The 24111-nt window shown below is 71.0% G+C and carries 18 protein-coding genes and 1 pseudogene; 8 read left to right on the top strand and 11 right to left on the bottom strand.

Annotation, left to right across the window (positions count from 1 at the left end; translation table 11 throughout):
* Positions 1-3: 3 nt before the first annotated feature.
* Positions 4-1188, bottom strand: coding sequence for an FAD-dependent monooxygenase (locus KN815_RS15690; RefSeq protein ID WP_216342558.1), 1185 nt, complete (start codon positions 1186-1188; stop codon positions 4-6).
* Positions 1189-1900: 712 nt separating this feature from the next.
* Here KN815_RS15690 and KN815_RS15685 point away from each other — a divergent pair.
* The 3 genes from KN815_RS15685 to KN815_RS15675 all read left to right on the top strand — a co-directional run bounded on the left by KN815_RS15685 (position 1901) and on the right by KN815_RS15675 (position 6228).
* Positions 1901-4195 (top strand): glycosyltransferase, encoded by a 2295-nt coding sequence (locus KN815_RS15685; RefSeq protein WP_253209002.1) that lies wholly within the window; start codon positions 1901-1903, stop codon positions 4193-4195.
* The gene (locus KN815_RS15680) at positions 4192-5448 is read left to right on the top strand and encodes an acyltransferase family protein (protein WP_216342556.1); all 1257 of its coding nucleotides are present in this window, start codon (positions 4192-4194) and stop codon (positions 5446-5448) included. Before KN815_RS15685 ends, KN815_RS15680 begins: the two co-directional genes overlap by 4 nt.
* 171 nt (positions 5449-5619) lie before the next feature.
* Positions 5620-6228 carry an extensin gene (locus KN815_RS15675; protein ID WP_216342555.1) on the top strand — a complete coding sequence of 203 codons (609 nt, stop codon included), beginning with the start codon at positions 5620-5622 and terminating at the stop codon, positions 6226-6228.
* Positions 6229-6239: 11 nt separating this feature from the next.
* Here the strand turns inward: KN815_RS15675 and KN815_RS15670 are convergent, their stop codons facing one another.
* The 5 genes from KN815_RS15670 to KN815_RS15650 form a co-directional block, all read right to left on the bottom strand.
* Positions 6240-7193 carry a lysozyme gene (locus tag KN815_RS15670; protein WP_253209001.1) on the bottom strand — a complete coding sequence of 318 codons (954 nt, stop codon included), beginning with the start codon at positions 7191-7193 and terminating at the stop codon, positions 6240-6242.
* A gap of 82 nt (positions 7194-7275) precedes the next feature.
* The gene (locus KN815_RS15665; protein WP_216342554.1) at positions 7276-7923 is read right to left on the bottom strand and encodes a TetR/AcrR family transcriptional regulator; all 648 of its coding nucleotides are present in this window, start codon (positions 7921-7923) and stop codon (positions 7276-7278) included.
* Between the two features lie 10 nt (positions 7924-7933).
* Complete coding sequence (locus tag KN815_RS15660) at positions 7934-10096, bottom strand: xanthine dehydrogenase family protein molybdopterin-binding subunit (RefSeq protein ID WP_216342553.1); 2163 nt, start codon at positions 10094-10096, stop codon at positions 7934-7936.
* Positions 10093-11094, bottom strand: coding sequence for an FAD binding domain-containing protein (locus KN815_RS15655; protein ID WP_216342552.1), 1002 nt, complete (start codon positions 11092-11094; stop codon positions 10093-10095). The genes KN815_RS15660 and KN815_RS15655 overlap by 4 nt, the downstream gene beginning before the upstream one ends.
* Complete coding sequence (locus KN815_RS15650; RefSeq protein ID WP_216342551.1) at positions 11091-11678, bottom strand: (2Fe-2S)-binding protein; 588 nt, start codon at positions 11676-11678, stop codon at positions 11091-11093. Before KN815_RS15650 ends, KN815_RS15655 begins: the two co-directional genes overlap by 4 nt.
* A 51-nt stretch (positions 11679-11729) precedes the next feature.
* On the opposite strand from KN815_RS15650, the gene KN815_RS15645 reads away from it, so the two are divergent.
* Positions 11730-12881, top strand: coding sequence for an XdhC family protein (locus tag KN815_RS15645; RefSeq protein WP_216342550.1), 1152 nt, complete (start codon positions 11730-11732; stop codon positions 12879-12881).
* Between the two features lie 80 nt (positions 12882-12961).
* A complete protein-coding gene (locus KN815_RS15640) occupies positions 12962-14305 on the top strand; it encodes an MFS transporter (protein ID WP_216342549.1) in 1344 nt (447 codons plus the stop codon).
* A gap of 109 nt (positions 14306-14414) precedes the next feature.
* Here the strand turns inward: KN815_RS15640 and gnd are convergent, their stop codons facing one another.
* Positions 14415-15869: an NADP-dependent phosphogluconate dehydrogenase gene (gene gnd / locus KN815_RS15635; protein WP_216342548.1), complete on the bottom strand. Its 1455-nt coding sequence runs from the start codon at positions 15867-15869 to the stop codon at positions 14415-14417.
* Positions 15870-16295: 426 nt separating this feature from the next.
* Positions 16296-17228: a LysR family transcriptional regulator gene (locus KN815_RS15630; protein WP_216342547.1), complete on the bottom strand. Its 933-nt coding sequence runs from the start codon at positions 17226-17228 to the stop codon at positions 16296-16298.
* A 100-nt stretch (positions 17229-17328) separates the two neighbouring features.
* Between KN815_RS15630 and KN815_RS15625 the strand changes: the two genes are divergently transcribed.
* The gene (locus tag KN815_RS15625) at positions 17329-18348 is read left to right on the top strand and encodes a YeiH family protein (protein WP_216342546.1); all 1020 of its coding nucleotides are present in this window, start codon (positions 17329-17331) and stop codon (positions 18346-18348) included.
* A 416-nt stretch (positions 18349-18764) separates the two neighbouring features.
* Here the strand turns inward: KN815_RS15625 and KN815_RS15620 are convergent, their stop codons facing one another.
* Positions 18765-19247, bottom strand: a complete 483-nt coding sequence (locus KN815_RS15620; protein WP_216342545.1) for an Lrp/AsnC family transcriptional regulator — start codon at positions 19245-19247, stop codon at positions 18765-18767.
* 174 nt (positions 19248-19421) lie between these two features.
* Between KN815_RS15620 and KN815_RS15615 the strand changes: the two genes are divergently transcribed.
* Positions 19422-21755: a thiamine pyrophosphate-binding protein gene (locus KN815_RS15615; protein WP_216342571.1), complete on the top strand. Its 2334-nt coding sequence runs from the start codon at positions 19422-19424 to the stop codon at positions 21753-21755.
* A 141-nt stretch (positions 21756-21896) separates the two neighbouring features.
* Here the strand turns inward: KN815_RS15615 and KN815_RS15610 are convergent, their stop codons facing one another.
* Positions 21897-22397 (bottom strand): hypothetical protein, encoded by a 501-nt coding sequence (locus KN815_RS15610; protein ID WP_216342544.1) that lies wholly within the window; start codon positions 22395-22397, stop codon positions 21897-21899.
* Between the two features lie 324 nt (positions 22398-22721).
* Between KN815_RS15610 and KN815_RS15605 the strand changes: the two genes are divergently transcribed.
* On the top strand, positions 22722-23699 hold the full coding sequence (locus KN815_RS15605; protein ID WP_216342543.1) for an SLAC1 family transporter: 978 nt from the start codon (positions 22722-22724) through the stop codon (positions 23697-23699).
* 19 nt (positions 23700-23718) lie between these two features.
* Here the strand turns inward: KN815_RS15605 and KN815_RS15600 are convergent.
* Positions 23719-24111 (bottom strand): annotated as a pseudogene (locus KN815_RS15600) (MFS transporter); the annotation flags it as partial.

The following is a 24111-nucleotide window of genomic DNA, read 5'->3' as shown; positions in this document are numbered from 1 at the left end:
CGGTCAGTAGTCCTTGAGGGTGTAGGAGTTGACCACCTCGTAGAAGCCGTCACCGATATTGGTCGGGTTGGTGTCGGGCTCCTGCCCGTGCGATGCGGTCTCCGCGTCCTTCTTCCGTGCCTTGTGGTCCAGCGCGAGCTGCTGGTTGGCCGCCGCATAGCCCCGCAGCTCGCGCTCATAGGCGGCGAAGGCCGTGGTGTGGTCGCCGCCGGCGGCCTTGAGCTCGCCCGCCAGGACATAGGCGCCGACCATGGCCACGCTGGTGCTCTGCCCGGACATCGGCGAGCCGCAGTAACCGGCGTCGCCGACCAGGGTCACCCGGCCACGGGACCAGGAGTCCATATGGATCTGGGCCGCCACGTCGAGGTGGAAGTCGGGCGCCCCCCACATGTACTCCAGCAGCCGTGGCATCTCCCAGCGCGCGTCCCGGTACCGCTCGGCCACCAGCCGCTTCTGATCCGAGACGGTCCGGGAGCCGAGGAACTCGGCGGGCGGTTCGTCCGAGTCGATGCCGATGTAGACCCGGGCCTCGGTGTTCTCGCGGACACTCATCAGCATGCCGCCCCAGACGTCGCCGGGCATCTGGTAGATGACCTCCCAGCGGTCCAGGCCCAGATAGTTCGGCACCGTCCACACGCCCAGATAGCCCCCCATATGGTGAAGGAATTTCTCCTCCGGGCCGAAGACCAGCGCCCGGGTGGAGGAGTGCACCCCGTCGGCCGCCACCACGATGTCGAAGGCGCGCGAACCGCCCCGGTGGAAGGTGACCGCCACCTCATCGGGGCCCTGGGCGAGCGAGGCGATGGAATCGTTGAAGAGGTACTCGATCCCGTCGCCGCCCGCGGCCAGCAGAACCGAGGACAGATCGTCCCGGAGAATCTCCACGTCGGGGCTGTCCAGAAATCCGCCACTCGCGGTGCGCTCGGTGGTGCGGAACAGCTCTTTTCCGTCGCCGTCGACCATCGACATACCGCGCAGCCCGGTGCGGAGCGCCCGGACCTCCGCCAGCACACCCATACGCTCGCACACCTCCAGCGCCGGGCCTCGTACGTCGATCGCCTGTCCGCCCGGGCGCGGGCCCGCGGCGCGCTCCACCACGGTGACCTGGAAGCCATGGCGGTCCAGCCAGTAGGCGAGGGCGGGCCCGGCGATACTGGCGCCGGAAATCAGGACCCGGGTATTGCGCATGGGCGTTGTCCCTTCCGAATTCAACCACCGAATGTGGTGCCTGGAAAAAGACTGGCCGCAGCCACCGACACCGCACCGACGTGGCGCCGACGCCGGGTCGATGCCCGCCGACGCCCCGCCGACGCCGTACCGACATGGGCTCCGACACCCCCGCGCCGTAGGCAAGTTGGGGGCCAGTGGCGATCGACCCGTGGGAACGCGCAACTCTCTCATCGGTTAATGAGAGTGTTACTTCGATGTGTTGTGTGGTTCCGTAGTGATCGATGAGACTAAGGATTCCGACCGGTCAGCCCAAAAGATCGGTCGACCCGCACTGGTGACGTTCGGTCCGCCCCCCACGATCCGAACAGGATGGGACCTTATGCGCAATTCGCTGGAGCACGTTCGCGTGTCCACCGCCGCCGTCACGTCCGTCTGCCCGAGACCCCGCCGGAGACCTCACCTCTCCCCGCGCGGATCGGCCACGGTAGCGGCGTAGCCGCCTCTCACCACTCACCGAACGGCGGATCGCCCCGGCCTTCCCGGCGACGCCGTCCTCCGGCCTGCCCGTAGCCGCATGCCCATGCGCGCATGCCCACGGGCCACGTGGTCTGCCCTGACCCCGGCCGGAACGTCCGTGCGCCCACGGCCCGTTCGGTGACGCATGTCTTTCAGAAAGGAACCTCAGGTGCTTACTTCGCACCACCCACGATCACGCGAATACCAGCAACCCGTGCCCGCCGCTCGCGGCGACGTGGCGGGACCGAGCGGGCATGTGCTGGCGGTCGGCACACCGGGCCCCAGACTCGACAAGCTGACCCGGACACTCGTCTCGACCGGGCATGAGGTGAGCCATGCGGAGCCCGGCGACGTCAGCCGTCAGATGCGGCAATCCCCACCGGACGCGATCGTCGCCCTGAACGGCGCCGACGACGGGCTGGAGCTGATACGCGAGGTCCGCGCCGTGCCCGCCGGACGGGCGCTTCCCCTGCTCATGGTCACCTCCGACCCCGGCCCCGTCGGCGTCGCCGACATGCTGCGCGGCGGCGCCGACGACTGCCTGCCGGACAGCTCCGACCCCGTCGAGCTGTCCGCGCGGATCGAGGCCAAGCTGCGCCGGGTCCCGGTCCCCGTCGAGAATCTGCTGCTCGACCCGCGCACCGGCCTGTACTCCCAGCCCCACTTCCTGGGCGAACTCGACCGCGAACTCAAGCGGGTCGACGACAGCCGTGTCGGTGGTGTCGTCGCCATGGTCGGCGTCGCCGAGATAGCCGCCCTCGAAGCCCGGCTCGGCCCGCGGGTGCGCCGTGAGGTGGCCGAACGCCTCGCCGGAGTGGCGGAGAAGCTGGGCGGCGTCTGCGACCGGCTCGGCTGGGACGACGAGGGCCATCTGCTGATGCTGATGCCCGGTGTGGACGAGGACACCGCGCGCGGCGAACTCCAGAAGTTCGCCAACGCGGTGGCCGGGACCCGCTTCGTGGTCGCCGATGAGAACGTACGGCTGACCCCGGCGATCGGCTGGACCCCGCTGGCCGACTGCCCGGACCGCGCCCAGGCCGTCGCCAACTCCCGCAACGCGGTGGACGAATCGATCCGCCACCGGGATCTGCGGCCGGTCAAGTACGCGGCGTGGATGCGCGGCAGCCACCGCCGCCGCCGCCGTCCGCTGGCCACCGCGCTGCGCGCCCTGCTGTCGGCGCTCTCGCCCATCCTGGTGCTGCTCTTCGGCGTGGGCATCCCCTTCGTCTTCTACCAGCAGATGTACGAACTGGGCTGGGACGTCGGCTCGGCCGCCTACTGGGTCGTGGTGTCCGGGCTGGTGCTCTCCGCCGCGATGATCGTGCTGGAGTGCCTCTTCTCGCTCGACGCCAAACCCCGGCCCGAACAGCCCGCTCAGCCGTATCCGCCGGCCAGCGCCGTCATCGCCGCGTATCTGCCCAATGAGGCGGCGACCATCGTCGACACCATCGAATCCTTTCTGCGCCTGGACTACCCGGGCGAGCTGGAGATCGTGCTCGCGTACAACACGCCGCACCCCATGCCCGTCGAGGAGACCCTGCGGGAGATGGCCCGCCGCGACCCGCGGCTGGTGCTGATGCCGGTGGCGGGCAGCACCTCCAAGGCGCAGAACGTCAACGCCGCGGTCACCCGGGTGCGCGGTGAGTTCGTCGGCATCTTCGACGCCGACCACCACCCGGTGCCCGATGCCTTCCAGCACGCCTGGCACTGGCTCTCGAATGGCTACGACGTGGTCCAGGGCCACTGTGTGATCCGCAACGGCGAGAGCTCCTGGGTCGCCAAGCTGGTGGGCGTGGAGTTCGAGGCCATCTACGCCGTCAGCCACCCCGGCCGGACCCGGCTCTACACCTTCGGTGTCTTCGGCGGCTCCAACGGCTTCTGGCGCACCGATCTGCTCGCCAGGACCCGGATGCACGGCACGATGCTCACCGAGGACATCGACTCCTCGATGCGCGCCCTGCACGAGGGGGCCAGGATCGCCACCGACCGCACGCTCATCTCCCGCGAACTGGCGCCCACCACCCTCAAGGCGCTGTGGAACCAGCGGTCGCGCTGGGCCCAGGGCTGGCTCCAGGTGTCGCTGAAGTATCTGTGGCGCGGGCTGCGCTCGCCGGCCTTCACCGCCCGCCAGAAGGCGGGGCTGCTGGTGCTGCTGGGCTGGCGTGAGATCCAGCCGTGGCTGACCCTCCAGATCCTGCCCGTGCTGCTGTACTCGGCGTGGCGGGCGGGCGGCGTGGACCAGCTCGACTGGGCGGTGCCGGTCTGCCTGCTGGCCACCCTGTTCACCCTCTCCGCCGGACTGGTCCAGGCGCTGTTCGCATGGCGGCTCGCGGTGCCCGAACTGCGCCGCCGCAGGGCGTGGTTCTGGCGGTATCTGCTGGTGTCCACCTTCTTCTACAGCCACTTCAAGAACATCGTGGCCCGTCAGTCGCTGCTCAAGGAGGTGCTGCGGGACCGCCAGTGGCGGGTCACCCCGCGGCCCGGCGAGAAGGCGGTGAAGCGGACATGAGCACGGCGTCCACCACCCTCACCACCGCACCCGCCACCGTCCGCCGGCCGGTCAACGGCACACCCGCCAAGGGCGCGCCCTCCCGGAACCGGAGGAACGCGGAGATCCAGGGCTTCCGGGGCATGGCGGCGCTGCTCACGGTCGTCTTCCACGTCTGGCAGCAGTACTTCACCTACGACCGGGACGGCGCCCACTCACCGGTGCCCAACCGGTACGCGAACGCGCTGGTGTCGCTGGAGGTCATCGACTTCTTCTTCGTCCTGTCCGCGTATCTGCTCACGCTGTCCTACGCACGGGCGGCGATCGAGGGGGGCTCGACCCGCCCCGGCCGGGTGTTCCTCTTTCGGCGCGCCATCCGGATCATCCCGCTGTACTTCCTGGCGGTCCTGTGCGTCTGGGCCACCCGCAACCCCACACTGCCCGGCGAGTGGTCCGATCTGGTGCACCATCTCACCTTCACCCAGGTCTTCGACCAGGAGCAGATCTTCTACACCATCGGCCCCACCTGGTCGTTGTCGCTGGAAATCATGTTCTATCTGGCGCTGGTGGGACTCGGCCCGCTGGCCGCCCGCATCTGCCGTCCGCTGCGCCAGCGGGCCTCCCGGGTGGCGGTGTGCGCCGCCGGATGTGCCCTGCTGTACATCGGGCCGTTCATCTGGATCGCGGTCGCCCGCTATGTGCTGGAGATCCCGCACACCGAATGGCCGGTGTACTTCGGACCGCAGGCCCGCTTCGGAGGGTTCGCGGCGGGCATGGGCCTGGCCGTGGTGATGGTCGCCCTCGGCGACCGGGGCCGGCTCCACGCGAAGGTGGCCATCCCGCTGCGGGTGGCCGCCCTCCTGGGGCTGTATCTGCTGTCCTGGTCCGGTACGGAGGCGGAGGACTTCCCGACCACCTTCTACCATCCGCTGTCCGCCCTGCTGTGGATGGTGTTGCTGTACAGCACCATCCATGTGCGGCGGCAGGGGCGGTGGCACAGGTGGCTCACGGCCCGCTGGCTCACCGGCGCCGGGCTGGCCAGTTACAGCCTCTTCGTCTGGCATGAGCCGATCATGCTGGGCCTGTACAACGCCGGGCTGCTGCCCCCCGACGGCCAGGCGGGCTTCCCGCCGGCCGTGGTCATCGTGCTGGTGGTGGCCGTGGCCGCCGCCGCGGTGAGCTACTGGCTCATCGAGTACCCGGCGAGCCTGCTCGGAAAGCTCAAGGACGGCCAGGGCCGTTCACGCGACTTCTATCCGGAGGCCGCGCGCTAGCCATGGACAAACGTTCCCCGGTGTACGGGTGGCCGTACACCGGGGGGCCATGGTTATCATCTGGCTCGTTCTTTACTCTGTAACACGTGTGCGTCGGACATCAGTTCCGCTCGGAACCTGGCCTTCCGGTGCACTGCACCCAACCCATTCCATAACGGGGAGACCAGCGAAATGGGTCGACACAGCCGACCGACCGCCGCCCAGCAGGCGCGTACCACGACGCTCAAGGCGGCCACCGCTCTCGGAGTGGCCGGAACCATAGCCTTCGGCCTCCACTCGACGACCGGCGGTGACAAGTCCGTGCAGGCCCGCTCCGATGTGAACACACAGCAGGAGCAGGCGCCGCACATCGACCCCACCGTCGACCACTCGCCCTCGCAGAGCCATGTCTCGCCCAGCGAGTCCACGAAGCCGAAGCTGATCTCCGACGACACGGACGCCGCCACTCCCGGTGGCGGGGCGACGGACCGGAGCGCCGGCGCGCAGCGGCCCACCACCCCGGCCACCCCCGACGCGGCCCCCTCGAAGGCCGCGACCACCCACGCGGCCCCCACCCCGGCGCAGCGGGACGACCAGGTTCCCTCGGAGCACTCCTCGCCGAGCGAGACGACCCCGAGCGCCGATCCGGCCACCCCCTCGCAGCAGCCCAGCCAGCCGCCGCGGTCCACCCCCGGCGAGGGCGGTCACCACGGCAAGGGCCTGGTGGGCGGTCTGGTGGACGGTGTCGGGGACACGCTCGACGGTGTGCTCGGCGGGGTCGGCGGTGTGCTCGGCGGCTGAGTGCCGCCGCCTCACCCCGTGGCCAGCGCCTTGAGGCCCGTCAGGCTTCCGTTGAACCTGTTGTGGTCGCCCACCAGCGGCCCGGTGGAGGTGTACTGCCACAGGGTGTGGGTCGCCCAGCCGGCCGGCAGGTCCCCGGGGGTGGCGGCGTACCGCGCCAGCCACAGGGGATTCCGCTCGGCGAAGGCGGCGCTGTTGCCCGTGCAAGTCTTCCACCAGCCGGTGGCGGTGTAGATCACCGGCTGCCGTCCGGTGCGCTCCTTGACCCGCGCCGTGAAGTCGCCGATCCAGTCCACGATCTGGGACGCGGTCAGTCCGAAGCAGATTGCTCCGTACGGGTTGTACTCGAGGTCCAGGACGGGCGGCAGTGTCTTGCCGTCGTTGGACCAGTCGCCTCCGTTGCTCACGAAGAAGTCGGCCTGACGGGTGCCGCTGGAACGATCCGGCAGGGCGAAGTGGTAGGCGCCGCGGATCATGCCCTGCTGGAAGGAGCCGTTGTACTGCCCGGCGAACGAGGGGTTCTTGTAGGTCGTGCTCTCGGTGGCCTTCACATAGGCGAATCGGACGTTGTCGTCCCACAGGGCCGCCCAGTCGACCGAACCCTGATGGTCGCTGACATCCACACCCTCCACCGAGGCCGCTCTGGTGGCCCTGGGCGAGACGCCGGGGTCGGCCTTCTCGTAGCGGGCGATCGTCGAGCCCATCCAGTCCCGCTCGGGGTGCGGGACGGACGATGCGGGGGCCGGGTCGGTACCGGCGTCGTGGTCGGGGTCGGTCGTCCCGGCGGTGGCCGGGACGAGGGTGGCGAGGACGGCGGCGGTGACCGCCACCCCCAGTGCGCCGACGGCGTACGGCGAGCACAGCCGCGAAGGCGCCCGGTGGGCGCCCTTAGAGCCTGTGTCATGTCCCCGGCCGGGCGTGCGGCGGGGAACATGACACAGGCTCTTACCGGATTTCAGGGACATCTGTTCCTCCGATCCGTTCCGCATCGACGGTATGCGCGCCGAACGAAGATCGTGAAGCGGAACGGGAAATTCTGTCCCTCCGTCAGCGGTCCCGTGCCACCTCGCCGACATGCCCCGATGGCACGCCGTAGCCCGCTACCAGCGCCCGCGCGGCCTGGGTCGCACGGATGGCGACCTCCTCGGCCACGTCATCCGGATCGCCGAACTTCCCTTCCAGCAATTGGGCGACATACCCCCGGGCGAGTGCATGCAGCGCGTCGAGCAGCGCCACGGCCGTCGCCGGGCCCTCGCCCGGAGCGATCACCTCGAAGGCGCTCGGCAACAGCAGATCGACGAACTCCCGGGTGCTGTCCCGTAGCTCCGGATGGGTGGCCCGCAGCCCCGGGGCGAACAGGATGTCCAGCCCGCCGCGGTAGCGGGCCGCCGCGCGCACGAAGCTGCCCGCCACCGTCGCCAGCCGCTCCTGAGCGGAGCCGCTCTCGGCCGCGGTCTCCAGGTAGATGGCCCGCAGCCGCCGCGAGACCTCCAGCGCGGCGGCGGCGACCAGCGCGTCACGGTCGGCGAAGTGGCGGTACGGGGCACCGGGGCTGACACAGGTGCGGCGCGCGGCCTCCGCGACGGAGAAACCTCGCACCCCGACCTCATCGATGATCTCCAGGGTCGCCGCCACCAGCGCCGCGGCCAAGTCGCCGTGGTGGTAGGTGGCGCGTCCCTTCGGGGTGGGTGCCATTCGGGTGACCCTATCCGACCCGAGGCTCCGGCTCGCCCGCCCCTGGCCTGCGCTTTTCGGCGGACCTGGCCGCCCGGAGCGCCTCCCGCGAGCGCTCGATACGGATCGGCAGCTCCCGCACCCGCTCTCCGGTCGCATGGTGGAAGGCGTTGCCGATGGCCGCCGCCGCGCCCACGATGCCCAGTTCGCCGATGCCCTTGGCACCCACCGGGTTGGAGGTGTTGTCGGTCTCCTCCAGGCACACCACGTCCAGCCGCGGGACATCGGCGTGGGCGGCGATGTGATAGCCCGCGAAGTCATGGTTGGCGAAGTCGCCGAAGACCGGATCGACCTCGCCGATCTCCAGCAGCGCCATCGACAGACCCATCGTCATGGCTCCCAGGAACTGCGAGCGCGCGGTGTGCGGATTGACGATCCGCCCGGCCGCGAACACGCCCAGCATCCGGTCCACCCGGATCTCACCGGTGTCGGCGTCCACCCGCACCTGGGCGAACTGCGCCCCGAAGGTGTGCCGTGACAGATCCGCCCGCTGCCCCAGGTCCTCGGTGGTGTCGGCCACCACCTCAAGACCGCCGTCCGGGACCACACCTCCGTAGACGTCCAGCTCCTTCAGCAGCGCACGGCACGCCTTGTCCACCGCCCAGCCCCAGGACGCGGTGCCGAGCGAACCGCCCGCGAACGGCGCCATGCCCAGCGACGCGCGGCCGATCTCCAGCCGCAGCCGCGACACCGGAATGCCCAGCGCGTCCGCCGCCACCTGGGTGAGGGCGGTGCGGGCACCCGTGCCGAGGTCGGCCGCGCCGATGCGCACCCGGTACGTCCCGTCCTCCTCGGCGCGCGCCACCGCGGAGGAGGGGAAGGTGTAGTCCGGGTGGTGCGAGGCGGCCACACCGGTGCCGACCAGCCAGCGCCCCTCGCGCCGGATCCCCGGCGCCGGATCGCGGCGCTCCCAGCCGAAGCGCGCCGCGCCCTCGCGCAGGCAGGCCACCAGATTGCGGCTGCTGAACGGTTTTCCGCTCTCCGGGTCGTTCTCCGGCTCGTTGCGGATCCGCAGCTCGATCGGGTCCATGCCCAGCGCCTCGGCCAGTTCGTCGATCGCCGACTCCAGTGCGAACATCCCCGGTGTGTGGCCGGGCGCGCGGAACCAGGCGGGCGTCATCACATCCAGCGGCGCCACCTTCACGGTCGTACGGGCGTTGGGTGCCGCGTACATCATCCGCGTCGAGGACACCGTCTGGTCGGCGAACGGCACCAGGGTCGAGCGCTGCTGCACCGAGTCGTGCTGGATCACCGTCAGCCGGCCGTCGCGCCCGGCGCCCAGCCGCACCCGCTGGATGGTGGGGGAGCGGTAGGGGATCAACTGGAACATCTGCTGCCGGGTCAGGGCGATCTTCACCGGCCGTCCGACGGCCCGTGCGGCCAGCGCCGCCAGCACCGTCGGCGAGCGCGGAATGCCCTTGGCCCCGAAGCCACCGCCGATGTACTCCGCGACGACCTCCACCGCACTCAGCTCGATCCCGAACAGCGCGGACAGCAGTTGCGCGCTCATGTACGGGCCCTGGTCGGAGTTGAACAGCGTCAGCCGGTCCTCGTCCCACACCGCGATGGTGGCATGCGGCTCCATCGGGCTCACATGCTCGACCGGGGTGGTGTACGTGTGGTCCACCCGCACCGGAGCGGCGGCCCACGCCGCGTCGGCGTCACCGCGCTCGACCAGGCCAGGGCTGCCGTCGGTCACCCTCTCGGGGATCTCCAGCCGCTCGTCGTCGGCGCGCAGCACCACATCGTGCGGCTCCCGCTCATAGCTCACCCGGACCGCGGCCGCACCCTCGCGCGCCGCCTCCAGCGAGGTGGCCACCACGGCGGCCACCATCTGGCCGTGGTAGGCCACCTGAGGGGACTGGAGCACGAAGAGGTCCGCGCTCGCCTGTGCCTCGGTGTTCAGCCGCGGGGCGTTGGTGTGGTCGAGCACCGTCAGCACACCGGGCAGGGCCAGCGCCGGGGCGGGATCCACCGCCGTCACCCGGCCGCGGGCGACGGTCGCCTGCACCGGCCACACATAGCTGACGCCCTGAGTGGGGAACTCATAGGCGTAGCGCGCCGCGCCGGTCACCTTGTCCAGGCCGTCGACCCGGGTCATCGGGGCGCCGATGCATCGCGAGACGGTGGTCATGCGCGGTCCTTCCTCGCGGCGAGGTCGCGGACGCCCGCGACGATCAGATCAATGGCCAGGTCGACCTTGAAGGCGTTGTCCGGCAGCGGCCGCGCCTCGGCCAGCTCGGCCCGGGCCGCCTCCCGCAGCGTCTCCTCGTCCGGCCGGGCGCCGCGCAGCCGCTCCTCGGCGATCCGGGCCCGCCACGGCCGGGGCGCCACCCCGCCGAGCGCGATCCGCACGTCCTGGAGCGAGCCGTCCTCGGCCACGGACACCGCGGTGGCGGCGCTCACCAGCGCGAAGGCGTACGACCAGCGGTCCCGCACCTTGCGATAGCGCATCCGGGCACCCGGCGGCGGCGGGGGCAGCTCCACGGCGGTGATGAGGTCACCGTGGTCCAGGACGGTCTCCCGGTGCGGTGTCCGGCCGGGCAGCAGATACAGCTCCGCCACCGGAACGGTGCGCGAGCCGCCGTCCACGGACCGCAGATGCGCCACCGCGTCGAGTGCCACCAGCGCCACCGCCATGTCGGAGGGGTGGGAGGCCACGCACTGGTCGGAGGTGCCCAGCACGGCCAGATCGCGGTGCGCGCCCTGGATCGCCGGACACCCGGTGCCCGGTTCGCGCTTGTTGCACGGCTTGCTCACATCCTGGAAGTACCCGCAGCGGGTGCGTTGCAGCAGATTGCCGCCCACCGTGGCCACCGTGCGCAGTTGCCCCGACGCCCCGGCCAGCAGCGCCTGGGACAGCAGCGGGAAGCGCTCGCGGATGCCCGGATCGCCCGCCAGAGCGCCGTTGCGCACGGTCGCGCCGATGAGTACGGAGCCGTCGTCGCGGTGCTCGATCCGGTCGTACGGCAGCCGGGAGACGTCGATGAGCAGCCCGGGGCCGGTGACGCCGAGCTTCATCAGATCCACCAGATTGGTGCCCCCGCCGAGGTAGGTGGCATCCGGGCGCTCGGCGATCAGCGCGGCCGCCTCGTCGGCGTCGCCCGCGCGGGCGTAGGCGAACTCCTTCATCGGGCGCCCCCGACCGTGGCGGTGTCCTGGGCAGCCTCGGTGCCCGCGGCCTCCAGCACGGCCTCCACGATGCCGTTGTACGCACCGCAGCGGCACAGATTGCCGCTCATGCGCTCGCGCACCTCCCGCGCCTCCAGCTCCGAGACATCGGCCACCCCGGCGGCGGTGTCCTCGGTGACATGGCTGGGCCAGCCGCGCCCGGCCTCGCCCAGCGCCCCGATGGCGGAACAGATCTGGCCCGGGGTGCAGTAGCCGCACTGGAGCCCGTCGTGGTCGAGGAAGGCGCGCTGCACCGGGTGCAGTTCCCCGCCGTCCGACAGCGCCGCCACGCCCTCGATGGAGACGATCTCGCGCTCCTCGGCGGTCACCGCGAACACCAGGCAACTGTTCACCCGCTCACCGTCGACCAGCACCGTGCAGGCCCCGCACTGACCGTGGTCACAGCCCTTCTTGGTGCCCGTGAGCCCCAGCCGCTCGCGCAGCACATCGAGCAGGGTCGTCCGGTTGTCGATGGTCATGGGGTGGGACGTGCCGTTGATCCGCAAGATGATGTCGCTACTCGGTGAGTGATGTGAGAGGCTCATACATTGAATGTATCAACCTCTTACATGGGTCGGCGAGGAGATTTGGATTCCATGCGAGACGTCGTAGCGCAGATGCACCGATGGTGGGGCCAGGGCGAGCCGTTCGCCCGTGCCACGGTGGTGGCGACCTGGCACTCCTCCCCGCTGCCGCCCGGGACGAGCATGCTGGTCGGGCCCGATGGCGCCGCGATCGGCAGCGTCTCCGGCGGCTGTGTCGAGGGCGCCGTCTACGAACTGGCCCAGGAGGTGACCGACAGCGGAACGCCCGTGCTGGAGCGCTACGGCGTCAGCGACGACGACGCCTTCGCGGTCGGGCTGACCTGCGGCGGAATCATCGATGTGTATGTGGAGCGGGTCGACCCCGAAGGCTTCCCCGAACTGGGCGAGGTGGCCACCGCGGTAGCCGCCGGGGAGCCGGTGGCCGAGGTGATCTGCGTGGCCGTCGACGGGCCCGACCCTAAGGGGCGGCTGGGCCGCCGGCTGGTGGTACGGCCCGAGGGCACCTCGGGCACCCTCGGCTCCGGGCGGCTGGACGCGGCCATCGCCGAGGACGCGCGCGGACTGCTGGCCGGCGGGCGCACCGAGACGCTGCGCTACGGATACGACGGCACGCGCATGGACGAGGAGCTCACCCTGTTCGTCTCCGTCCACGCCACCCCGCCGAGGATGCTGGTCTTCGGCGCCGTCGACTTCGCGGCGGCCATGGCCCGGATCGGCGCGTACCTCGGCTACCACGTCACCGTGTGCGACGCCCGGCCGGTCTTCGCCACCGCGCGCCGCTTCCCCGACGCGCACGAGGTGGTGACCGACTGGCCGCACCGCTATCTGCGCACCGAGGCGGAAGCGGGCCGGATCGACGAACGCACGGTGGTCTGTGTGCTCACCCACGACCCGAAGTTCGATGTGCCGCTGCTGGACGTCGCCCTGCGCCTGCCGCTGGCCTACGTCGGCGCCATGGGCTCCCGCCGCACCCACGACGACCGGCTCCGCCGGCTGCGCACCACCGGTCTCGGCGAGGAGGCGCTGGCCCGGCTCGCCTCGCCGATCGGCCTGGACCTCGGCGCCCGTACCCCGGAGGAGACCGCCGTCAGCATCGCGGCCGAGATCATCGCCGACCGCGGCGGCGGCAGCGGCGCCCGGCTGACCTCCCTGAGCGGCAGCATCCACGGCCGGCGGCGGATGCGTCCCGCGGCCGGGGACTGAGGAGCCGGGGCCACGGCCCGGGCCGTGGATCGTCACAATGGTTCCCGGCCCGAATGGATGTAGGAGGAATCGAACCAGCCGTGGAGATCGCCAGAAGCAGCGACGACGAGATAGAACCCACCGCCCGGGACGACGACAAGCCCCCCGGAGCCGAGGACGGCGCCCCCGCCCCGCCGCCGAAGCCCGGCTGGCGCCGCTGGGTGATGGACACCCGGCCGCTGCGCCACCGCCCCTTCCGGCGGCTGTGGACCTCCACCACCGTGACGGCCATCGGCAGCCAGCTCACCGCCGTGGCCGTCCCCAAGCAGATCTACGACATCACCGGCTCATCGGCGTGGGTCGGCTACGCCAGCTTCGCGGGGCTCCTCCCGCTGGTGGTCTTCGCACTGTGGGGCGGGGTGGTCGCCGACCGGATGGACCGGCGCACCCTGATGCTTGTCACCAACGTGGGCATCGCCGTCACCTCGCTGCTGTTCTGGGCGCAGTCCTTCGCCGGTCTGGACTCGGTGGCGGTGCTCATGGTGCTGCTCGCCGCCCAGCAGGGCTTCTTCGGCATGAACTCCCCGGCCCGCAGCGCCTCCGTAGCCCGCCTCGTGCCCGCCGACGAACTGCCCGCCGCGGGCGCCCTCCAGTCCACCGTCGCCCAGACGGGCATGATCATCGGCCCGCTGCTCGCGGGCGCCCTGATCCCCGTCCTCGGCCTGCCCACGCTCTATCTCATCGACGCCGTGGCGCTGTGCATCACCCTGTGGGCCGTCTGGCGGCTGCCGTCCCTCCCGCCGCTCACCGAGGGCGCCGCGGGCGGCGGCCGACGGGCCGGATGGCGCGATGTGGTCGACGGCTTCCGGTACATCGCCGCCCACCGCATCCTGCTGATGTCCTTCCTCGCGGACATCATCGCCATGGTCTTCGGCATGCCCCGCGCGCTCTTCCCCCAGCTCGCCTCGCACACCTACGCGCCCTGGGGCGAGGGGTTCGCGCTCGGCCTGCTCTTCGCGGCGATCCCGATCGGCGCGGTGGCCGGCGGTCTGCTGTCCGGCACTTTCTCCCGCGCCCGCCGCCACGGCCTGATGGTCATCGCCGCCGTGGTGGCCTGGGGCGTGGCCATCGCCGGATTCGGGCTCAGCCCGAACCTGTGGTGGGCGGTGGCCTTCCTCGCCCTCGCGGGCGTCGCCGACATGGTCTCGATGGTCTTCCGCGGGGCGATTCTCCAGTCGGCCGCAACCGACGACATGCGCGGCCGGATGCAGGGCGTGTTCACCGTGGTGGTGGCGGGCGGCCCGCGCGTCGCCGACCTGCTGCACGGCACCGCGGGCTCCCTCCTCGGGGCCCGCGCGGCGGTCGCCGCGGGCGGGCTGCTGGTGGCCGTCAGCACACTCGGGCTGGCCGCCGCGGTGCCCGCCTTCCGCCGCTACACACCCTGACCTGCGCGGCGGCGGCGCGAGGGCCGTGGCACACCACGGCACCAGGGCCGTGTCCCCACCGGAATCCGGGGCGGGGACACGGCCCTCGCGCCGTTACGACGTCATGACGTCAGGCCGTACGCTCGTCGCGGTCGGCGCCCCACATCGTGTGGAACGAACCCTCGCGGTCCACCCGCCGGTAGGTGTGCGCGCCGAAGAAGTCCCGCTGCCCCTGGACCAGCGCGGCGGGCAGCCGCTCCGAGCGCAGCGCGTCGTAGTACGCCAGCGCCGCCGAGAAGCCCGGTGCGGGCACGCCCAGCTCGACCGAGGTGGCCACCACTCGCCGCCAGGCATCCTGCGCCGCGCCCAGCGCCTGCGCGAAGTGGTCGTCGGTCAGCAGCGTGACGGGCTTGCGGTCCTTGGCATACGCCTCGGTGATCCGGTTCAGGAACCGCGCCCGGATGATGCAGCCGCCACGCCAGATCTTCGCGACCGCCCCCGGATCGATGTCCCAGCCGTACTCCTGGCTGCCCGCCTCGATCTGGTGGATGCCCTGCGCGTACGCCACGATCTTCGAGGCGTACAGCGCCTGCTCGACATCGTCGGCGAACCGCTCCGCCGCCGCGCCCGTGAGCTTCTCGCCGGACGGCCCCGGCAGCCCCTGCGAGGCGTCCCGCAGATCCGCGTGGCCGGACAGCGAGCGGGCGAACACCGCCTCGGCGATCCCGCTCACCGGCACGCCCAGGTCCAGCGCGGTCTGGACGGTCCAGCGGCCGGTGCCCTTCTGCTCGGCCTGGTCCTGCACCACGTCCACGAACGGCTTGCCGGTGACGGCGTCGGTGTGCCCGAGCACCTCGGCGGTGATCTCGATCAGATACGACTCGAGCCGGCCGCCGTTCCAGGTGCGGAAGACCTCCGCGATCTCACCCGGCGTCATGCCCAGCGCCCGCCGCAGCAGGTCGTACGACTCCGCGATGAGCTGCATGTCGGCGTACTCGATGCCGTTGTGCACCATCTTCACGAAGTGGCCGGCCCCGTCCGGGCCGATATGGGTGCAGCAGGGGACGCCGTCCACCTTGGCGGAGATGTCCTCCAGCAGCGGGCCGAGGGACTTGTAGGATTCCGCCGATCCGCCGGGCATGATGCTGGGCCCGTTGAGCGCGCCCTCCTCGCCACCGGAGATGCCGGTGCCCACGAAGTGCAGCCCGCGCTCGCGCAGGGACTTCTCCCGGCGCCTGGTGTCATCGAAGTGGGCGTTGCCCCCGTCGATGATCACGTCGCCCTCTTCGAGGAGGGGTGCGAACTCCTCGATGACGGCGTCGGTGGGCGCACCCGCCTTGACCATGATGACAAGCCGCCGGGGCCGCTGGAGGGCTGCGACGAACTCCGCGGCGCTCTCGGCCGGCACGAAGTTCCCCTCGTGGCCGTGCTCCTCCATCAGCGCCTTGGTCTTGGCGAACGTGCGGTTGTGGAGAGCGACGGTGTGCCCGTGCCGGGCGAAGTTGCGGGCGAGGTTGCTGCCCATGACGGCGAGCCCGGTGACGCCGATCTGGGCGGTGGGCTGGGTGGCGGAAGGGCTGGGCATACGGTGTTCCACTCCTGTCACGCGCATTGAATGCTTATGCGAGGTGGCAACGACGAGGGGAGCGGGGATCTTCCCTCTCGGTCAGCCGGGCATCGCCCGGCCATAGTTGCACGATGTTCCCGACGGCGGACGCGTGTCCGAAAAAAGCGGCCGAGGTGTGTCATTTTTCTCCCACCCGGCCGGTGTGCCGGATTGTGGGGTACCCACAAGGCGGCGTGGGTACGGATTCGGCGGTCCCGGCGGGGAAGTCGGCGCGGAGGAGCTGACCTTCGAGTGGGCGCTGCCGGGCCATGGCAGCTTCCGACATCTGCCCGCCGACGAGACGCGGGAGACAAGCGGACCGACCGGACCGCACATCCTCAGGTGACCGACTGGCAGCCGCCCGGCCGGTTGCGGCGGCCTCCGCGGGATCGCCTCGTCGCGCGTTCACCGCGCGGTGGCGCCCCTGGCGGCGGCGTCCGGTCTGTGCCGCCTGGTCACGGCCAGGAGCTCGGCGGCCGGGCCGGCCAGGGGGCGTTCCGACGCCCATACGGCGCGCAGGGCACGGTGCAGTTCGATGCCCTCGACCTCGACCGCCACCAGGCGGCGGTCGGCGAGGTCCGTTCGTACGGCGAGTTCGCTGATCACTGCCGGGCCGGTCCCGGCCATCACGGCGTTGCGCACGGCCGTCGCCGACCCCAGCTCCAGCAGGGGCCGGGGCTCGGCCATCCCCGCCCGGCGCAGCGCCTGGTCCAGAGTTTCGCGGGTGCCCGAACCACGTTCACGGAGCACCAGCGGCGCGGCGGCAAGCTCGGCGACGCCCAGCGGGCGACGGCGGCGCGCCCAAGGGTGTCCCGGCGCGACGACCACGAGCAGACGGTCACGGGCGACCCGCCGCGCGGGCAATCCGGCCGGGGCCTGCGGCGACTCGATGAATCCGAGATCCACCGCGCCACTGCGCAGCAGCTCCGGGACGTGCTCGCTGTTGGTCACCTGGAGGCCCACGTACAGCTCCGGCCGCATCCGACGCAGTTCGCCGAGCCAACCCGGTACCAAGTACTCGGCCACCGTCATGCTCGCCGCGACTCTCAGCTCGGCGTCGCGCTTGGTGCGCAATGCCTCCGCGCCGGTGAGCAGACCGTCCAAGTCCTGGAGAACCTGCTGGGCCCAGACCGCCACGGCCCGGCCCGCGTCGGTGAGCTGTGATCCGCGCCGGGTCCGCTCCACCAGCACGAGGCCGAGCCTGCGCTCCAGTGTGGACAGCCGCTTGCTGGCCGACGGCTGCGCGAGACCGAGCTGCGCCGCCGCCCTGCTCAGACTCCCTACGTCTCCGACAAGGACGAGCAGACGCAGCGATTCCGGATCCGGCAACTGGCTCATAGCTCCAGCGTATGGCTCCGGGCCTGTCATGCCCTCGGGGTATGACGTCCTCACTCATTGACCGGTACCGCGCTCGGCGCGGCACGATGATGATCGGGGCATGGCCAACCCAGGACACGTTGTCGAGCGTGCCGCAGACGCCGCCGGACCAGTTCGTTCACTGGCCCCGGGGCTGTTCGTGGTGGCTGTCGGCACGGCTGCCGCGTTCTCTCTCAACAAGCTGGTGCCTGCCGTGAGCGCGCTCACCGTCGCGGTGGTCCTCGGAATCGCCGTGGGAGGTCGCCTTCCGGCGAAGACCCGGGAAGGTCTGGGCTGGGCGACGAAAAAGTTTCTGCGCCTCGGCGTCGTTCTGCTCGGGCTTCAGCTCGGGCTCGGCGAGGTCTTCGGGCTCGGTGTGGGCAAGGTGCTGGCGGTCGTGGTCACCGTGCTCGTGACCTTCTTCGGAACCCTCCTGCTCGGCCGGCTGATCCGAGTGTCGCGGGGACTCGCGCTGATGGTGGCGACCGGATTCTCCATCTGCGGGGCGTCGGCGATCGCGGCAATGGACAGTGTCACCGAAAGCGATAAAGAGGACGTGGCGACTGCTGTCACTCTCGTGACCCTTTACGGAAGCGCCGCGATCGCGCTCGTACCGTTCGTCGGTGAGGCACTGGGAATGAGCCCCGAGGGCCTCGGGTCCTGGGCGGGACTCTCCGTTCACGAAGTCGCTCAGGTCGTCGCGGCCGCGTCACCCGCGGGCGCCGGGGCGGTTGCCATCGCTGTCGTCACCAAGCTGACCAGGGTCGTCCTGCTCGCCCCGATGGTCGCCGGCGTCAGCATCGTTCAGCGCCGACAGGGCGGGGCCGCTCCGGGGAAACGTCCGCCGATCGTTCCGCTGTTCGTCCTCGGATTCCTGGTGATGATGCTGGTTCGCAGCAGCGGTGTCGTGCCGTCGGCCGCGCTGTCCGTGGTCAACGTCGTCACCACGCTGCTCTTCGCCGCCGCACTGTTCGGGCTGGGCAGCGGCGTCAAAATCGGTGCGCTGCTCCGGGCCGGAAAGCGAGGTCTTGCCCTGGGGGCTCTGTCCACGCTTCTCGTCGCGGTTGTCGGCTATGGCGCGCTGGCCGTCGTCGGTGTGTGATCGCGACTGATCGAAGAGCCAGTCGATGGCGACGTCGTTCTCATAGGTCTGTGCCCACGCGAAGTGTGCGCTCACCGGCGTCGTTCCGGGTGGGTAGCTCGTGAACAGCACCTGGCCGCCGCCGCTCGGCGGCCGCGGTCGGCGTCACCGAGGCGGTCAACAGCGCGGAGACGAGGGTGGTCGCCAGCACGATCAGCACGGCCACGTCGCGGGACCGAGACCGGGGCCGGGACCGTAACGGCGAAGTCCTTCTGGACGAACGACGAGTTGGACGCATCAAGAGACCTCCAGGACGCTGCGCGGGTGCGCGCTGCCGGAAGCGCAGCGCGTCCGCGACGTCAATTCCGCCGGAGACACCCGGAAGCCGGGTTTCTGCCCAGCGGAAGGGAAGGCCCGTCGTGTCCCCCGACAGCCTGCTATCCGCCCGCCGCGGCACGGCGCAGCAGTGGGGTGAGGCGGTGCGGCACCAGTTCGCGCATGGCCAGGGCCGTCGTGGTGCGCTCGATGCCGGGGATGGCGAGGATCTGTCCCGCGATCCCGTACAGGGCCTCCACATCCGTGGCGACCACCCGTATGAGCAGATCCGTCTCGCCGCTGAGGCCGAAGACCTCCACCACCTCCTCGATGCCCGCCAGCGCCTCGGACACCTCGGCCAAGCGGTGCTGATGGACCCGCGCGGTGACGAACGCGGTGAGGGGATGGCCCAGCGCCTTCGGGGTGATCCGGCGTTCGAAGGAGTCCAGCGCGCCGCCCTGTTCCAATCTGGCCACCCGGGCCTGGACGGTGTTGCGGGACAATCCGAGCTGCTCGGCCAGGGCGACGATGGTGGCTCGTGGATCGGCGGCAAGGGCGAGCAGGATCCGCGCGTCGGTGGCGTCCAGCCCTCGCTCATCGCTCATGGTGCCCAATCGATGTCCCTCATCCGCCTCGGAGTCTGAGCAGAATGCATAGTTCTGCGGGAACATGTTGTGCATCCAAAGGATTATCTGTCTACTGGCGGAGCACAACGTCAATTTCTGCGGAAGCAAGGTGCGGACAGTGGGGTGCGCTCTGTGACGGTCGTGAACTCGGAGCTGAGGTCAGTCGGCGGCAAGGGCCCGGGCGTTGCCGGAAAGGCGCAGCTCGCCGCGCTCGAGGCGGTCGAACGGCGGGTGCTGTGGCTGTCCACGGCGATCATCGATCATGCCAACCGGGTGCGGCCGAACCCCTCAGGGCTCAAGGTCGGCGGTCACCAGGCGTCCAGCGCCTCGATGACCTCGATCATGACGGCGCTGTGGTTCCACGCGCTGACCTCCGAGGACCGGGTGTCGGTCAAGCCCCACGCCTCGCCCGTACTGCATGCGATCAATTATCTGCTGGGTGAGCTGGACGAGTCCTATCTGACCACCCTGCGCGCCTTCGGGGGTCTCCAGAGCTACCCCAGCCGGTCCAAGGACCCCGACCCGGTCGACTACTCCACCGGCTCGGTCGGCATCGGCGCCACCGCACCGTTGTGGGGCGCCATCGCGCGGCGCTACGCGGAGGGGCATTTCGGCGGGGCCGGTACGGGACGGCAGTACTCCCTGCTGGGCGACGCGGAACTGGACGAGGGCGCGATCTGGGAAGCGATCCAGGACCCGATGGTGCCGGGCCTGGGCGAAGTGGTGTGGGTCGTCGACCTGAACCGGCAGTCCCTGGACCGCGTGGTGCCCGGTATCGCCGCGGAGCGGCTGCGGGGCATGTTCACCGCGGCCGGCTGGCAGGTGATGAACCTCAAGTACGGGCAGTTGCTCCAGGAGTTGTTCGCGCGGCCGGGCGGCGAGGCGCTGCGCGCCCGTATCGACGCCATGGGCAATCCCGAATACCAGCGCCTGCTGCGCTGCTCCGCCGAGGAATTGCGTGAGCGGCTGCCCGGCACCGGCTCCACGGCCGGGCCGATCGCCGACCTCATCGCGCCACTGGACGACGCCTCGCTGCTGGCGGCGGTGCGCAACCTGGGCGGCCATGACATCCGCGCCCTCATGGACGCCTACGACGCCGTCGACGACACCCGCCCGACCGTGATCTTCGCGTATACGGTCAAGGGCTGCGGGCTGCCCACCGAGGGCCATCCGCAGAACCACTCCTCCCTGCTGACCGGCGACCAGATGAAGGCACTGGCCGACCGGCTGGGGACCGATCTCGACCGCCCCTGGGCGGCGTTCGGCGACGGCTCGCCGGAAGCGGCCCTGTGCGCGGCGGCCGCCGATCGGCTGCGCCGCCCAGGACACACGTCGCGGCGGCCCCCCGAGGTGCCCGCCGACCTGGCCCGCCCGGCACCGACCGGTACCGGCAACACCCAGCAGGCGCTCGGGCGCGTCCTGCTGGACCTCACCCGGCGGGCGCCGGAGGCGGCGGAACGGATCGTCACCGTCAGCCCCGACGTCAGTTCCAGCACCAATCTCGGTGGCTGGCTCAACAAGGTCGGGGTGTGGTCGCCGACCGAGCGCCCCAACTGGTTCGCCGACGACGCCGAGACGATCCTGCACTGGCGGGAGCGGCCCACGGGCCAGCATGTGGAGCTGGGCATAGCGGAGACCAACCTGGTCGGCCTGCTCGGCGAGCTGGGCACCACCTGGAGCCGCTGGGGCCAGCCGCTGCTGCCGATCGGTGTGGTCTACGACCCCTTCGTCAACCGGGCCCTGGAGCCGTGGTCCTTCGGCATCTACGCCGGTGGCCAGTCGATCCTGGTCGGCACGCCGTCCGGCGTCACGCTCGCCCCCGAGGGCGGTGCCCACCAGTCGATCACCACTCCGTCACTCGGTATCGAGCAGCCCGGCTGTGTCACCTACGAACCCGCGTTCGCGATCGACACCGAATGGTGTCTGCTGGCCGCGCTCGGCAACCTCGGTCGGCCGGACGGGAGTTCGGCCTATCTGCGGCTGTCCACCCGGCCCGTCGACCAGTCCGCGGCCGCGGTGCCGACCGACCCGGCCGCGCGTGAGCGCCGCCGCCGGCACGCGGTCGCCGGGGCCTACCGGCTGAGGCAGCACCACAACCCGGTGGTGACCCTCGCCGCGATGGGCGCGCTGGTCCCCGAGGCCCTGGCCGCCGCCGACCGGCTCGCGGCCCTCGGCCACGGCGCCGATGTCGTCTGCGTGACCAGCCCGGACCTGCTCTTCCGCGCGCTTCAGGCCCGCCGCGGCCTGTCGGAGGACCCGACCTGGATCCTCGACCAGATCTTCCCCGCCGAGCGGGCCACGCCGCTCGTCACCGTGCTGGACGGCCACCCGCACACCCTGTCCTTCCTGGGCACGATCCAGAACACGCCCGTCACCACCCTCGGCGTGACCCGGTTCGGCCAGTCCGGTGCCATCGAGGACGTCTACCGCCACCACGGCATCGACAGCGACGGCATCGTCGCCGCGGCGCTGGACCTCGTCGAGTAGGGCGAGGCGGCCGGAGGCACACGGGCCTCGCGCCTTCGAGGTGCCGCACATACGAGGGTGCCGTCCGGTGCGGGACGGCACTCTCGTATCCGCGGCCCTTACGCGGCCCTTCCAGCCGTCTTCCCGCGCCTGCGCCTGGTGTTATCTCGGCATCTCCGTCGATGTGCCGTTCACCGTTCCGGTGGCCCTCGTGGGGCGCTCCAGGATGCCCCGGGCGTCGGGCGGGGCCGGTTCCGGGGCGCCGGTGGTGTGCTGCGGACCGGTGGAGTCGGTGGTGCCAGCGCTGCCGTTCGCGGTGCCGTTGAGCGGCTGCGCCGACCCGTTGATCTTCTCGATCGCCTGCCGGGCCTGCTCACCGGGGGAGCGGGCCGCCAGCGGGGGTGAGGTGTGGGGCGCGGTGGGCGCGGGCTGGTTCCGCTCCCGCTCCGGTTTGGCGTGGACGCCGATGGTCTGGGCCGTCCCGTGGCGCAGCCGGTGGCTGACCGCCTCGTCGAGGCTCACCGGCCGCTGCGACTGGGCCGCCAGCCGGCCGGCCTCCTGACCCAGCGCGGCGACCACGTCCCAGGGCAGATGGAGCACCAGGCGGACTTCGGCGTCGCCATCCGGCAGCGCCTGGATGGGAGGGATGAACCGGTCATTCATGGAACGGGGCCTCCGGTCTCGGTTTCGGCCTGTGCGGACGGCGCGCGTCCCCATGGGCAGGACGCACACAGAGCCATACGGAGAACCGGCCCCGCGCGTTCACCTGACCTACGGAGGGCTTGTCAGGTCTCGCCGAGCACGATCGTCACTCACGGGGGCATCACGTACGCCGTGGCCGTGCGACAGGTGCGACGGTAAGGGCGTCGTCTCGTATTTCCGTGGCTGCCCGCGTCCCCGGATGACATGGCGAAGTCGCGGAGGCGGCCCGCGGGGTGCACAGTCGGTTGCGGTGGCTCACCAGCCGGATTTGAAAGGAGCCCGGCGATGACCGTCCGGCGCGTCCCGCCCAACATTTTCAGCATGGCCTTCGGCCTGGCTGGTCTCGGCGGTACCTGGGTGGCCGCTGGTCAGGCGGGGCATGTGCCGGTGATCGTCGGAAGAGCCCTGATCGGACTGGCCACTGTCGTATGGCTGGTATCGGTGGGATGGTATCTGCGCTACGTGTGCGGCGGCAGGGGGAGGCTCCGCGCCGATCTGGAAGACCCCGTGGCGAGTCCGTTCACCTCCCTGGCGCTGATCACCCCGATGCTGTTGGCGGCCCAGGGACTGGCGCCGTACAGCCCGATGGCGGGAAAGGTTCTGGTGGACGTCTTTCTCGTGCTGACCGTGTTGTTCGGCGGATGGCTCACCGGACAGTGGGTCTGTAGGGACATGGAACTGGACCGGATGCACCCCGGCTACTTCCTGCCCACTGTGGCCGGCGGCCTCGTTTCCTGCGCCGGCGCCGCGAGGGTGGGACAGACCCGGCTGGCCGAGGTCATGTTCGGCTTAGGCGTGATCTGCTGGTTCATCCTCGGTTCGATGATCACGGGAAGGCTGTTCCACCGCCCTCGACTGCCCGCGCCGCTCCTGCCGACGATGACGATCGAGGTGGCCCCCGCCGCCATCGCCAGCGTCGCCTACTTCGCACTCGACAAGGGCCGGGTGGACTTCATCGCGGCCGCGCTGGCCGGATACCTCTTGCTGATGGTCATCGTCCAGCTCCGGCTGGTCCCCCTCTACGCGCGCCTGCGGTTCACGGTCGCCACGTGGGCCTTCACCTTCTCCTGGGCCGTGGTCGCCACCACCACGCTGCACTGGATCGATGACGGCAAACCGGCGGGCCACCTCGTCTACACCTACCTCGTCCTCGCGGCCGTCACCATCCTCATCGGCGGCATCGCGGCCCGGACCGTCCTGGCCCTGGCCCGTGGCGAACTGTTTCCGCCCTCGTCGCCCACCTCCGGCGCCCACAGCCCGTAGACAAGCAGGGTTGAGTCAGTCATTTCTGTAGAAAAGCATGTCGACGCCGGGCTCGTGGGCCACAGCCGGGCCGTATCCGCGTCAGCAGCGTGATGACCAGGAGCGCGGCCCCGGCCAGACAGCAGCCCCCGGCCGCCACCAGGGCCGCGTCGACGGCCGTGGCCGTGGCGGCGCCGTGCGCGTCGGCGGCGGGCCCGGACAGGGCCACCCCCAGCCCCGCAGCCGTGGTGATGACCGTCTTGGTCACCCCCGACGCCTCCCCGGCACGCTCGGGCCGCACCACCGCCTGGGTGGCGATGAGCGTCAGGGCGCCCGCGACCCCGAGTGCGGCCCCGCACCCCGTGACCGCGACGAGGAAGACCGGCAGGGTCGGCGCCGTGGCGGCGCCGACCAGCGCCACCGCCCCCAGCAC

The organism is Streptomyces niphimycinicus, assembly GCF_018883605.1.
Lineage (GTDB): Bacteria > Actinomycetota > Actinomycetes > Streptomycetales > Streptomycetaceae > Streptomyces > Streptomyces niphimycinicus.
Note: the sequence above shows the minus strand (reverse complement) of the source record. Positions and strands in the feature narration are given on the sequence as shown.